Source organism: Candidatus Magnetobacterium casense (genome assembly GCF_019173545.1).
GTDB classification, from domain to species: domain Bacteria; phylum Nitrospirota; class Thermodesulfovibrionia; order Thermodesulfovibrionales; family Magnetobacteriaceae; genus Magnetobacterium; species Magnetobacterium cryptolimnobacter.
This window is the reverse complement of sequence record NZ_JABXWD010000063.1, coordinates 1-12,820: the sequence shown is the minus strand read 5'-3', so window position 1 is coordinate 12,820 and position 12,820 is coordinate 1. Positions and strand designations below refer to the sequence as shown.

At 50.0% G+C, this 12,820-nt stretch carries 14 protein-coding genes; 5 read left to right on the top strand and 9 right to left on the bottom strand.

The window, feature by feature from the left end; all coding sequences use genetic code 11:
* Positions 1-292 precede the first annotated feature (292 nt).
* Positions 293-1,120 carry an ABC transporter permease gene (locus HWQ67_RS05320; protein WP_218251612.1) on the bottom strand — a complete coding sequence of 276 codons (828 nt, stop codon included), beginning with the start codon at positions 1,118-1,120 and terminating at the stop codon, positions 293-295.
* 257 nt (positions 1,121-1,377) lie between these two features.
* Between HWQ67_RS05320 and HWQ67_RS05315 the strand changes: the two genes are divergently transcribed.
* On the top strand, positions 1,378-1,839 hold the full coding sequence (locus HWQ67_RS05315) for a hypothetical protein (protein WP_218251611.1): 462 nt from the start codon (positions 1,378-1,380) through the stop codon (positions 1,837-1,839).
* A 55-nt stretch (positions 1,840-1,894) separates the two neighbouring features.
* A complete protein-coding gene (locus HWQ67_RS20170) occupies positions 1,895-2,272 on the top strand; it encodes a TRL-like family protein (RefSeq protein ID WP_218251610.1) in 378 nt (125 codons plus the stop codon).
* A gap of 96 nt (positions 2,273-2,368) precedes the next feature.
* Here the strand turns inward: HWQ67_RS20170 and HWQ67_RS05305 are convergent, their stop codons facing one another.
* Positions 2,369-3,145, bottom strand: a complete 777-nt coding sequence (locus HWQ67_RS05305) for a helix-turn-helix domain-containing protein (RefSeq protein ID WP_218251609.1) — start codon at positions 3,143-3,145, stop codon at positions 2,369-2,371.
* Positions 3,146-3,391: 246 nt separating this feature from the next.
* Between HWQ67_RS05305 and mntA the strand changes: the two genes are divergently transcribed.
* The 3 genes from mntA (at position 3,392) to HWQ67_RS05290 (ending at position 5,461) form a co-directional block, all read left to right on the top strand.
* Positions 3,392-3,829 carry a type VII toxin-antitoxin system MntA family adenylyltransferase antitoxin gene (gene mntA / locus HWQ67_RS05300; RefSeq protein ID WP_255317129.1) on the top strand — a complete coding sequence of 146 codons (438 nt, stop codon included), beginning with the start codon at positions 3,392-3,394 and terminating at the stop codon, positions 3,827-3,829.
* Positions 3,813-4,208: a type VII toxin-antitoxin system HepT family RNase toxin gene (hepT, locus tag HWQ67_RS05295; protein ID WP_218251607.1), complete on the top strand. Its 396-nt coding sequence runs from the start codon at positions 3,813-3,815 to the stop codon at positions 4,206-4,208. The genes mntA and hepT overlap by 17 nt, the downstream gene beginning before the upstream one ends.
* 329 nt (positions 4,209-4,537) lie before the next feature.
* Positions 4,538-5,461, top strand: a complete 924-nt coding sequence (locus HWQ67_RS05290; RefSeq protein WP_218251606.1) for an AEC family transporter — start codon at positions 4,538-4,540, stop codon at positions 5,459-5,461.
* 52 nt (positions 5,462-5,513) lie between these two features.
* Here HWQ67_RS05290 and HWQ67_RS05285 read toward each other — a convergent pair whose 3' ends face one another.
* The 7 genes from HWQ67_RS05285 to HWQ67_RS05255 all read right to left on the bottom strand — a co-directional run bounded on the left by HWQ67_RS05285 (position 5,514) and on the right by HWQ67_RS05255 (position 12,479).
* Complete coding sequence (locus HWQ67_RS05285; RefSeq protein ID WP_218251605.1) at positions 5,514-6,491, bottom strand: Rpn family recombination-promoting nuclease/putative transposase; 978 nt, start codon at positions 6,489-6,491, stop codon at positions 5,514-5,516.
* An 86-nt stretch (positions 6,492-6,577) separates the two neighbouring features.
* The gene (locus tag HWQ67_RS05280) at positions 6,578-8,122 is read right to left on the bottom strand and encodes a class I adenylate-forming enzyme family protein (protein ID WP_218251604.1); all 1,545 of its coding nucleotides are present in this window, start codon (positions 8,120-8,122) and stop codon (positions 6,578-6,580) included.
* Positions 8,119-8,712 carry a sugar transferase gene (locus tag HWQ67_RS05275; RefSeq protein ID WP_218251603.1) on the bottom strand — a complete coding sequence of 198 codons (594 nt, stop codon included), beginning with the start codon at positions 8,710-8,712 and terminating at the stop codon, positions 8,119-8,121. The genes HWQ67_RS05280 and HWQ67_RS05275 overlap by 4 nt, the downstream gene beginning before the upstream one ends.
* Before the next feature lie 145 nt (positions 8,713-8,857).
* Positions 8,858-9,685, bottom strand: a complete 828-nt coding sequence (locus HWQ67_RS05270) for a phosphodiester glycosidase family protein (RefSeq protein WP_218251602.1) — start codon at positions 9,683-9,685, stop codon at positions 8,858-8,860.
* Positions 9,686-9,899: 214 nt separating this feature from the next.
* Positions 9,900-10,793: a hypothetical protein gene (locus HWQ67_RS05265; RefSeq protein ID WP_218251601.1), complete on the bottom strand. Its 894-nt coding sequence runs from the start codon at positions 10,791-10,793 to the stop codon at positions 9,900-9,902.
* Between the two features lie 23 nt (positions 10,794-10,816).
* A complete protein-coding gene (locus tag HWQ67_RS05260; RefSeq protein WP_425340702.1) occupies positions 10,817-12,040 on the bottom strand; it encodes an ammonium transporter in 1,224 nt (407 codons plus the stop codon).
* A 100-nt stretch (positions 12,041-12,140) separates the two neighbouring features.
* The gene (locus tag HWQ67_RS05255; protein ID WP_040336392.1) at positions 12,141-12,479 is read right to left on the bottom strand and encodes a P-II family nitrogen regulator; all 339 of its coding nucleotides are present in this window, start codon (positions 12,477-12,479) and stop codon (positions 12,141-12,143) included.
* Between the last annotated feature and the right edge of the window lie 341 nt (positions 12,480-12,820).

The window sequence follows — 12,820 nt, the reverse complement described above, 5'->3', positions numbered from 1 at the left end:
TTGCAGGGGAGGTCAAGGAGGGGGCGGAGCCGCCCTTCTTGTAGGGGGTAGGGGGCGAAGCCCCCATTCTTTCTTTGACGAAGCCACCAACTACTTTCTTATGCACCCGCTCCCCCCGACTCAGTGGGGGACTGGTTCCCTTGCAGTGGGTTCTAAAGGGGCTATGTGCGACTTTTATGGCAGACCGCCCTGCCTCACCCCCTGGAGCGACAAAGAAGCGGAGCCGCCCCTTTCTTTCTTCTATGTACATGTTTATACTCTCTTGCTTAGTGCTACCGAAGTAAGGTAGACGCTATATTTTTCTCTGTCGCATGTCCATTGCGTCCCTGAGACCTTCGCCCAGGAGGTTGTATCCGACGACCGTTATGAGTATCGCCACGCCTGGAAAGACCGACAGCCACCATGCTATTTCGAGGTTGTCCTTTCCGATGCTCAGGATATTCCCCCAGCTTGGCGTAGGAGGCTGCACCCCAAGCCCCAGAAAGCTCAACGACGACTCCACCAACACCGCCCCCGCAACCCCCAGCACTGCCGATATGATAACCGGCGCCAGGGCATTGGGCAACATGTGCCTTACGATGACCCTGATATCCGACGCCCCCGCACTGATGGCCGCAAGTACAAACTCCCTGCCTTTGAGCGACAGAAACTCCGCCCTGACAAGGCGCGCCACCCCCATCCACGACGTAAGCCCGATAACGAGCATGATGTTGCCGATGCCTGAGTCGATAAAGGCGATCACCGCAAGGATGAGGAAAAATGTCGGGATCGAAAGCATGATATCCACAAAGCGCATGATGACCCTATCGACATATCCCCCGTAGAACCCCGCCAACGACCCCACGATTATCCCGATGAGCGTGGATATCCCCACGGCCACAAATCCAACCGACAACGATATCCGACACCCGTAGATCATCCGACTGAGGATGTCCCTGCCCAGGTCGTCCGTTCCCAGCCAACGCCCCGCACCGGGGGGGGACAGGACGTGTGCGGCGTCAATGGCGTCGGGCTGGCAGGGCGCCAGCAACGGGGCAAAGACGGCCACCAGAATCAAAAACAACACGATCACTCCACCACCGGTGGCAAGCCTCTGCTGTCTGATCGCTTGCAGTAACATGCTGATATTATATGTCACCCAAGGGCTTTTTTACAATCCCAGAGCCGGCAGGGTAAGGCTGTTTATTGACACGGCGGAAACTTATGTCACGATAACGCAACTTAATTTGTGAGTTTGTCGTGTATTTGCCCGGTTTCATTGAATTACATAATTACCGGTTGACAAACGTTCAACTCATTTGTTATAACAGAATGTAGAAAAAAAAACACTCTCTCCTTTATGGAGAAAAACCAAAAAAATATCTATGGGAGGTTTCAATGTCTAAGAAACTGATGGGACAGTTTGATGAGTTGATCGAGTTAGCCGCCAAGTTTGTGGAGCGGCAAAAGGGGATATGGGACCACACTGCATGGATGGATTTCCTGGCAGAGGTTCAGAAGATGGGGTTTGAGACAACCGAAGAGATGAAGGCCTACCTCGGTACCTTGCTTGAGGCAATGAAGAAGTTCTACGGTGCGGCGACCACGACCGATGGCATCACCAATGCCATGATGGCGCTTGCGGAGAACTCCGTTGGATTTATCAAGAAGACAAAAGGCGCTTGGGACCACTCAGTATGGACGGAGTACCTCCAGGACGTCAGGAAAAAGGGCCTTGCCGTATCCGATGAAACAACAAAGTACATGGGCAGTGTAATGGAATCCATGAAGGAGCTATACGTATTCCCGCCGATAGCAACCAAGATACTGGCAAAGACAGGGCTTGGAAAGACCGAATAAGGATTATCCCCCTTATTGTTTTCATGATTGACAGTACAACGAGGAGGTAGAGATTGTGCCCAAAAAATTGAGCCAAAAACTGAGCCAAAAACTGAGCCAAAAACTGATATTGAAGCTGAGATTGGTTGGGGTGGTATGCGTGCTTCTGCTACCGATGATGGTTGTTAGCGGTTGTGGTTTTGTGGGTGATGGCCCCTTTGGTTGGGGCATGACCTATACCAAATTGCCCGTGGCAAAGGGGCCGCTCTCCAGTGGCAACAGAAACGGGCAGGCATGTGTACACTCTGTCCTGGGTGCAATCTCTATGGGTGATGGCAGCATTGAGACAGCTATAAGAAACGGAGGTATTACCGGCGTATATACAATAGACCTATATAGTCATAGCTTCGTTGGCGTATATACAAGACAATGCACCGTTGTAGTGGGGCAGTAACAGGTGCTGCCATCGTCCTGGCTCCTTTTTTTTTATGGGTTTGGGTTGAAAAATGCCGAAGTTTGACTAGGGGTGGGGGTATTGGCTGTTTGAAATTTACTGGGGGAATTTTACCGTCAGAACGCTGCCGCGTGGGCCTGGCACCCCGAGGTTCTTACCATCAAATGTCACCCGCACACCTCCGGCATTGCCCAGCTTAAGGCTGAAATTATCTTCCCCTGCCCAATGAGCCGTATCTCCCGGCATGAGTGTCATCGCCTTTTTGTCTTTGCCGTCTATCGTAATGCTTATCCACGTTGCCTCAAGCACCTCCAGGCTCAGATTATGTTTAACCGCCACAGACGTATCGGCAGACTTCACATCAAAAACTGTCACCGGCACTGTAACCGATTTAGGCGCCTTGACTATGACAGGTTTGCCCACGGCAGGTTGTTCGTCTTTGAATCCGGTATTTGCAATGTTCTTGCTTATCATAGCATCTGCCGCAGTAAAATTCTTTGCAGCAGAGGATTTCGTTTGGTCCTGGTAAAAGAAAAACACACCAACCGCAATAGCAATCAGCGCTATCGCCGTGTATAACAATTGCCTTATCGGTAAAAAGGGCTTTACCTCCGGCTCCTGCATACGTAACTCGGCTTCCCTGGACTTCCGTGTTTGTTCGTTGTAAAGCCGCAGCCCTTCAGCAGGGTCTACAGAAAGGGCCTTCAGATATGCACGGATATAACCCTTGATGTAGATATCAGCCGACAACTTTTCAAAACGCTCCTCCTCAATAGCCTCCAGATACTCTCTACGTACCCTTGTCTTGGTTGCTATATCTTTTAACGACATATTGGCCTGTGCGCGCAGACCCTTAAGATACTCACCAATCATCTCTTGTCAATACCTTCCGGGTAACCCCTTGGGGCAACCCATTACCATTACTGCCATTAACTATAAATATACTGAACCAAACCCTTATAATGCTAGTCTATCACAACGTTGACATAATATCAAGCTGTTAAAATAATTATTGCCTCTACGCATGAAAAATTTTTTTGGCTGCTTGCAAACCTGAACATCAATGGCGCATATGCAGAGATATAGATAAAATCAATCAAACGTTGCTATAATTGAACAATGAAGGGAGTGGTTGACACGATAAAAGGATGCCTTGTGCAGTATGACTTTATAGTATTTACCGTCGTTTTTGGTTCTTTTGCGGAGGGCAGGGCAACCCTGGTCAGCGACATGGATATCGGGCTGTATACGGCACGCCATATCGACCTGTTGGAACTGGGGCTGGTGGTAGCCGACCTTGAGAGCGTGTGTCACGGGAGGATTGACGTTGTGGTACTAAACGGGTTGTACAAGACTAACCCCGTACTGGCCTACGATATAGTGTCAAAGGGACAATTGGTCCTGTGCAGGGACGATGACAGCTTCACGGACTTTAAGCGGGAGACATTCCTGTACTACCTTGACACGGCATATCTGCGAGCAAACGTGGATGAGACCCTCAACAGACGACTTTGCGAAAAACGCTTTGGACAACGCAACTATGTTGGAACGCATTAAGCGTTTAGAGGGCAACCTGGCGGAACTTCTGAGATTCAGGGAGCGCTTCGGACTTGACGGCATCCTGTCAGACAAGCACACGGAATGGGCATTGAGATACGGATATCTTGAGACCATCCAGGTGATTATTGATATCGCATGTCACATCGTGAGCAAATACAACCTTGGTAATCCATCCACGTATGCCGAGTGCATCAAGCTGTTGGCCAGGTACGACTACCTTGATGAGGGGTTGACCGCAAAACTTACCGCAATGGTTGGCTTAAGAAATATGCTCATACATCAGTATCAGGACATAGACGCAGAGAGGCTGTATCAGTTGTTGAACAGCACCGATGACATCAGGCGATTTGCAGAGCAGGTCAGATGTCTGATTTAGATTGCCCTGCCCGGTGAGCATGGGGGCTGGACAATTGCATCGGGCAGGGAGAACAAAGAGGCGGTTACGCTTCTTGGCGCTCCGTAAAAAATGCCACGTATTTTGTATTTAATCCAATCGAAATTTGCTATATAGCGCGTTTCGATTGTGTGCAAGACAAGAAAGAAAGGGGCGGCTCCGCTTCTTTGTCGCTCCAGGACGCTCCTGGCCCCCTTCAGAACCCCCCGCAAGGGGACCAGTCCCCTTGACCCCGTAAAAATGCCATGTATTTTGTATTTAATCCAATCGAAACGTGCTATAATTGACTGGAAGGGTTTGGCACTTAAAGTATGCGAGATACGTTTTTGTCTCTTGGACTGATAATCCTTGCAGGTGTCGTCTTCAGACGTCTGAGGGTTGGCGGCCTGGATACCGGCGACATCCGTCAGGCGATAAACGCCTGCGTGCTGAATCTGTTTGCACCGGCGCTGTGTCTAAAGATTTTCTACAATTCAAGGCTGAACTTTGAGGCTGTGCTTGTCCCAATAGTTAGCGGCGTGACGATTGTGTTGGCGCTGTCGGTGTCGTTTTTGGTGTACAGATTGCTGGAGAAGCGCCTTAATATAAGTCCACAAGAGAAGGGTGTGCTGATTATAGGTTCGGCATTTGGAAATACGACGTTTTTGGGTCTACCAGTTATTTCGGAGACTTTTGGCCACGGTGCGGCAAAGTATGCGCTGTACTACGACCTGTTTGCCACAACACCGCTGTTGTGGCTTGTAGCGGCCCAGATAGCCTCCATACACGGCACGGGCAAGCGAGTGAGTCTTTCGCAGTCCGTGCGAAATATAGTGTCGTTGCCACCCATATGGGGGATTGCCTGTGGCGCTGCCCTGAAGGCTGCCAATGTGAACTTGCCGGCATTCGTCTTAAAATCGGTGACGATGCTTGGCGACGTCGTGGTACCGCTGATGATCTTCAGCATCGGTCTTGCCATCACGTTGCCAAAGATAAAGCACGCATGGGCCATTGTACCTGCCGTGGCAATAAAGCTCGTCGCAGGACCTGTGATTGCCCTCAAAGTAGCCGGAAGCATTGGTCTCAATGGCGTGGCCATGAACTCGTGCATCGTTGAGGCAGGTATGCCCACGATGGTTGTCTCTCTGCTGATAGCGGCCAAGTACAATCTTGATGTTGCCCTCTGTGCGTTTCTGATAGTCGTCACCACGGCTGTTTCATTTACAACCCTGCCGTTTATAATCTCCATGCTTTAACCCGCAACGAGCAAAGAATCTATAAAAATTACAGCCATATAAACCTCCCGAACTATCCCCCTTTAAGATATGCCCACAGTTCATCCACAGAAGCAGACTTCCTTAGCAGAGCGTTAAATATCTGCAATTGCTCTACGCCTTCAAGGGCCATGACAACGTCCATAAGTGCGGCTGTTTCGGATGCGTACTTGATCTCAAGCATCCCTTCTATGCCCTCAAGCAAACCTTTACGTTGTCCCTCTATCAACCCCTTACGCTGCCCCTCTGCAAGACCTTCAAGCCTGCCCTCGACTCTGCCCTCAATTATGCCCTTAATTTTACCTTCGTCAAACGAATTTTCAATAGCACCTCTCTCATCCTGAAGTCTTATCTGCCAATATTCATATACCTCAAATTCTTTCTTGCTCCACGTACTCTCATTTGCTATCTCATAGGCTTCCTTTATTTCCACGAAATCAGCACACTTAGGTACCATCTCCAGCGAATACGCATTCTTTATAAAATGTATCCATTTATCTGTTATACTTTCCAGTTCATTTTCTGCCTTTGTAAATTTTGGCAACTCGATAAAATAAAACTCAAAGTCCTTTAAATCCTGTTTTAACGTAGCAGTATTCAATATCAAATGTCGTGTCAGATAACCATCACCATCAAAGACTTCAAAATCCACTATTGCTATGTATATAACCTGCTTTAGTTCAGAATAAGCCTTTCCTCTGTCTAATTGATTAGCATATGCCTTGCTTGTATAGTACAGTACCCGTTTTTCAAAACCCTTTTTCTTCTGAATCTGTATCTCTACTATAAACGTCACATTGCTCTTGTCTACTGCCCTGATATCCAGTACGGTCTCCTTCAATCCCTCGATCTTTGGTACCTGATAGGGATTGAGTATATCTATGTCATATATCTCCCGTTCTCCACTGAGGTCTAAGACGGCATTTAAAAAAGATATCAGTATTCCCTTCTTATTTTCATTGCCAAATATCCGCTTAAAGGCTATATCACTTTTTACGTCAACAAATCTCATAATTATAGTTTAACAAATACCTGAATATTTTGTGGTGTTTTATAAAGGGCAGGGCACCCCGCCACAACCGCCTCTTTCTTTCTTTTTTATCTGAGGGCCTTTTTATCGACCTTGCCACTGCCAATCTTGGGCAGCTCGGAGCGGAGTTCTATCTGTTTTGGGACCATGGTGGCGGCCATTGTCGCCTTGCAGAAGGCCAGGATGTCAGCCTCGCTTAACGATGCGTCGTGGCGTAAGACAACAAAAGCCTTTGGCACCATTCCCCTGAGCTTATCGTCGATTCCTATCACGGCGGCTTCGGCAATATCTGGGTGTTGCCGCAGCGCTATCTCTATCTGCAGCGGATAGACCTTGATCCCTGCCACCTTGATAAGCCCGCTGCGTCGTTCGACGAAGTACAAGTATCCTTCAGCGTCTCTGTATGCGAGGTCTCCGCTGTGGAACGTATTGTTGGCGGTGTGCGTGTTTAGTTCATGGCGTGGAGAGTCTTCGTAAAAGCCGGCAATAACCCCCCGTCCCTCAAAGACCATCTCCCCAACCTCACCAATGTCGGCATCGGAGCCATCCTGACGCAGACACCGCACGGCGTAATGCGGACAGACCCTGCCCATAGAGCCATCCATGCGGTAGTGCTGTGGGGTGTTGGCAATGGCAATGCCGGAGGTCTCCGTGCTGCCCCAGACGCTCAGGATCGGAACGCCAAAGGCATGCTTAAACGCTGCGATGGTCGCCGCAGGGGTGTACATCCCACCGCTCTCTGCCACCCTGAGACTGTCCAATTTAGCCCCCTTGCAGTGCGCCAGGAGCATCTCATACATCGGAGTCAGCCCCATCATGGCGGTTACGGAGTGCCTTGCAATTGTGGCGGCGATAGTGCGAGGGTTGATCTCCTCCAGGAGTACCACGGATGCCCCGGTGTACAGGGCACGCGCAAATAGCTCATGCGGATGCGCAAACGAGGCAAACATGCACAGATGAACGTCATCAGCCCTAAAGCCCATGGTTTCAATGGCTGCAATGGTGTTGACGGCGATGTTGTCATTGGTGGCCAGTGCCCCTTTTGGGGTGCCCGTTGAGCCGGTTGTGTAGTTGAGGTACAGGGGCTTGCCACCTGCGATGGTGTCATCGGGGCGGCGTAGTGGCTCGCCCTTGATTGGTTGGCTTACGCTGTCAAAGTCAATAAGGCCACGCCGGTGTTTACCAACCAGTACGATGCCTCCTGTGATGTTGTTATCCAGCGTGTAGAGGTACTTCTCATGTACCACGATAAACGCCGGTGAAAGGGAGCGTATAAATACATTGCGTGAAGTGCCATCCATCATGTAATTAACGGGCACCGGCAGTCCCCCGGCCATTACCACCGAAAAAAACGCCAGCAACAACTCCGGCACTCGCGGCATGATTAAACAGACCCTGTCGCCAGCCCTAAGCCCCGATGCCATCAGAAACTGCGCAAACCCACAACACCGTTCGTAGAACTCCTCATACGTCAACACCGTGTTGTGGTGACCGATAAAGTTGTGTCGGGGGCGGCTCAGGACGTTGTCATACAGCGCCTCCAGGACGCTTATGGCGGTATTACCTGCATCTGTGGTAGTAGCAGGCGGCCTGTCTGTTGTATCGGTTATCATGTGCCTTTTTTTCTTACAATGGCCGCCGTAGTTGTCAGCAGGATTCTGATATCCAGCCGCAGCGACATATTCTGTACGTACTCTACGTCGTATTTGATCCAATCACTGAACTTGCAACTGTCCCTGCCATATATCTGCCACAGTCCGGTTATGCCGGGTTTGACCGAAAGCCTTACCGTCCGCCAGTGGTCGTTACCCTGCATTTCGACATTCTCAAGGGGACGCGGCCCGACAAGGGACATCTGTCCACTGAGTACGTTTAACAACTGAGGCAGTTCATCAAGGCTCCAACGTCTCAAAATTCGTCCGATGCGTGTCACACGAGGGTCCTTTTTGATCTTGAACACGGGACCATCCGTCTCACTTGAGAGTGCATCCTTGAAGTCATCCGCACCCTGGACCATCGTGCGGAACTTGTACATCAAAAACTCCTCTCCTCCAAGGCCACAGCGCCTCTGCATGAAAAACACAGGCCCACGGGAATCCAGCTTGACCAGAATCCCGATTATCAGCATCAATGGAAATAATAAAAATACCAACAGCAGGCTTAACACCCTGTCAATGGTTGCCTTTATGGCTCCTTGTTTCAAATTTATCTTAACTGTACGGTTGTACTCTAATAGCTATGAAAAATACCATCATAAATAATAACATAGATACAAGAATGTTGTAAACAGCATTTTTAACATAGTTGGCGCTGCCTTTGTCTTGGGGGGGTGAACTATTACCTCCAGGTTATTTGGCTTTTCTACCGATCTTGCCGCCATCGCCGGTCTTCTTGACGATGCCTATGATGTTTGGTATTGGCCAGGCTTGTTCATCGTCTCCGCTGCGTTGTATTTCGGTATCCTTGACGGATAAGTAGAGGGAGGCCTGCTTGCCACCTTCGAGGTACATAGCGTTGGTGATTGAGATTGGCAGCTTCAGGAGGACATCTATGAAATCATGCACGGTGTATGGCATGTGGGTAAAGATAAGCAGCACGTTACCGCTTTTGTCCATGCCCAGGACTACCATGCTCCAGGCGCCGGGTTGCTGCGACCAGACGTTTTTTTGCCGGCAGCTTATCATCCGGATGTTTTGAATAAATGTGTTGTACTTGTCCTTTAGTTCGGCGAAGTTATGACAGTCAACGTCCACAAACAACACCGATGGTACATAGGACACGGCAGGGTTAAAGGCAAAAAAAGACTTGTAGGCCCTGGCCAGTCCGGGGTTGTTGACGTGCCTGAAGTTCTTCATGAATCCAACGTTTGTGGTGCCATCGGCCTGATACATCCCGGCGTTGACTGCAAGGATGAGGTTATATCGCCTGGCCCACTCCTTTACGGTCATGACATCCCCACCATACTCAGAGATGGTCAGTAGCTTGAACGAGTACAGGGCCGGGTCTACCTTGACCACCGTAATTGCATGGGCCTCTCTTTCAGGAGTTGCGGGCTGGTCAAATTCCCTCACAAACAAGCCATCGTCAACCCTCCCCCAAGTGTTGTTTGCAGAAACGGCATCGGCTACGTACAATGGCAAAAGACACAGACCTATATAAAAAATCAATACCTTCATCTATCCAGCCAATTATAGTTTATTATACCCGATCCTGATTTTTTTTCAGGAGTTAAACTTGCTCCATCAGGGCAATCGCACTTGAAATAGTCATGATATTCTTATGCTAATATAACCACTTCACAACCTGTCAACCAGCCCTTTACGGGGTCAAGGGGGCCGTGCTCCCTTGTGAGGGGGTCTGAGGGGGAGCAAAGCTCCCCATTCTTTTTTCTCAGAAACTGTAAGTCAGGTTCAATCCGTACACGACGGTAGAGTCTATGTTTCCATTTGGGTTGTAGGCGACACCGTTAATTGTCCTGTGTGCCTTGCTTGACAACGGATACCAGAACTGCACCAGCGGTTGTATACTCAACCCCTTTGCCAGCGGGACCGTAATGCCGGCACTTAACATGCCATCGTGTAGGGCATTGTACTTGGAACCGGCATAGTTGCCCGAGGAGTCAAGCGTCCTCCAGTACCCGGAGCTTCCGACCATGTACCCAAAGCAGGCCCCTGTATCCAGGGTTATGTCGTTACCCTTATACTTGTACACGGGAAACGATTGACTGAACTTGAGATTAAAATACGTCCCCGGATAGGCGTCTATATCCCGGTAAATAGTAATAGTCGGGTTCGAAAAAATGCCGTACCCTGCCGATACAAAGACCTCCTGTGTCTGCTTGGCATACTGCATGGCATAATACGTGTATCCCGCCGTCAGGGCCAACTTGTCAAAGCTCCTGGTGTAGCTCAGGGTCAGGTCTGTTTCGTTGTAGCTCACCTTGCCAGGCCTGTCGGGAACGAACGACTGGGTTGCCCGCTCGTGTGTGTCGAAGTTGCCCCAATAGGCAATGCTGAAGCCCTCTAAAGATATCGTAGTGGCCGGCTGAATGCTGATGCTCCTGGTACCTATTTCATACCCCCTGAAGACGTACCTGTTCAGCAGCCCCATGTTCATAGTCACCGAGGGCCTTAAGCCCTCCGAGTCCTTGATGGGTTCTTCTTTTTTGACCTGATCATCCTTGTGCTGTTTGACAGGTTCTTCTGCCCTGACAATGGCGGCCTGCGTCAATAGCAGCGTCATTGTCATCGACACTAAGAGAGCCACCATTAAACGATTTTTCATATAACGTACCTCCTTATTTTAAATTAGTTTTCGCTGTCGTATGCCTTTTCACCGTGCATAGACAAGTCGAGTCCTTCAAATTCGTCTTCCGCTGATGCCCTTAGGCCAACCATTAAGTCTACCATTTTGAACAGAAAAATGGAAAGTACAAAAACAAAAACAAACGTAACAGCCACGGCGGCCAACTGCTTCAACAATAGCGCCGGGTTGCCGTAGAACAGCCCGTCAGCACCGGCAGGGTTGATGAGCTTGGAGGCAAACAGTCCGGTTGCCAGCGCACCCCACGTTCCACCCACTCCGTGGACGCCTATGACGTCCAGTGAGTCGTCGTATCCAAACTTAGGCTTGATGCTGACTGCCACGTAGCAGAGGACACCAGCCACCATACCAATCAAAATAGATGACATCGGAGAAACAAACCCCGCTGCCGGCGTTATGGCAACAAGTCCCGCCACGGCTCCACTGACAGCGCCCAGCGCAGTGGGTTTGCCCCTGTGTAGCCACTCCACGGTCAACCATGCCATTGCTGCCATTGCCGTAGCCGTATTGGTGGTGACAAACGCAAGGGAAGCAAGCCCTCCGGAACCCAATGCACTGCCGGCGTTAAACCCAAACCATCCAAACCACAACAACGCCCCGCCCAGGATCGTCAACGGCAAATTATGCGGTGACATGTGTTCCCGTCCAAACCCCCTGCGTTTGCCCATGACCATAATTGCCGCAATGGCAGCCATAGCCGAGTTTATATGCACAACCGTTCCTCCGGCAAAGTCCAGGGCGCCTATTTTTGTTGCTATCCAGCCCCCGCCCCACACCCAATGACACACGGGTGCATACACCAGAGTCAACCACAACGCCGAAAACAGCAATAGCGCAGAAAACTTCATCCGTTCGGCAAACGCACCCGTTATAAGCGCAGGCGTTATGACCGCAAACATCCCCTGGTACATCATAAAGAGCAGGTGCGGCACCGTCTTTGCGTAACCCGATGGCTCCTGCCCAACCGTGTTCAGCCCAAACCACTTAAGTGACCCTATCACCCCGCCAATGTCCGGCCCAAAGGCCAGGCTATACCCCCACAGCACCCAGATTACACTGACCATGCACAACATGATAAAGCTGTGCATGATCGTACCAAGGACGTTCTTCCTCCTGACCATCCCGCCGTAGAAGAAACCCAGTCCGGGGGTCATCAACATCACCAGGGCGGTGCTTATCAACAACCAGGCGGTGTCGCCCGTGTCGATCTTTGGCGCCTCCGCTGCAAAGGCCACCCCGCAGAGCATCAGTACAAGTAGTGTTGTCGTTAGAATCGTTCGTTTCATTTTTGTATCCTCCATGTTTTCTTTAAAGGGCCTGTTGGCCTCTTTCGCCGGTTCTGATGCGTACTGCTTCCTGTGCATTGTAGACAAATATCTTGCCGTCGCCGATCTTGCCGGTTCTTGCCGTTTTTTCTATTGTCTCAACGACCCTCTCCAGGATGCCGTCATCGACCACGACCTCTATCTTTATCTTTGGGATGAAGTCAATGACGTACTCCGTGCCCCTGTAGAGTTCCGTGTGTCCCTTCTGTCTGCCAAACCCCTTGACGTCCACGACGGTCATCCCCTGTACACCAATGGCGTGCAGGGCGTCCTTGACCTCATCGAGTTTAAAGGGTTTGATGATGGCCTCGATCTTTTTCATGTGTTACCTCCTTTGTTTTTGGGCGTTTTCTTGAATAATGCAATAGTCATGCCACTGTTGTTTGGGCTGTTTTGTTGGGAGATAGAAAGTGGTACTACAAAAATGTGCTACAGTCCTACAATTTTGTCGTGCAAAGCGCCAGTATAATTGAAAATACAGGGCAATCGCATTTGGCCGTAAGAAAAAAAAAGGGGCGGCTCCGCCCCCCTTCAGAACCCCCCGCAAGGGGGCCAAGCCCCCTTGACCCCGTAATGTGCATGCCCTGAATGAAAATACGTTTTTAACACAACAAACCCTAAAAAATGTTAAACTATAATCCTATGCAAATGCAATTTAGTATA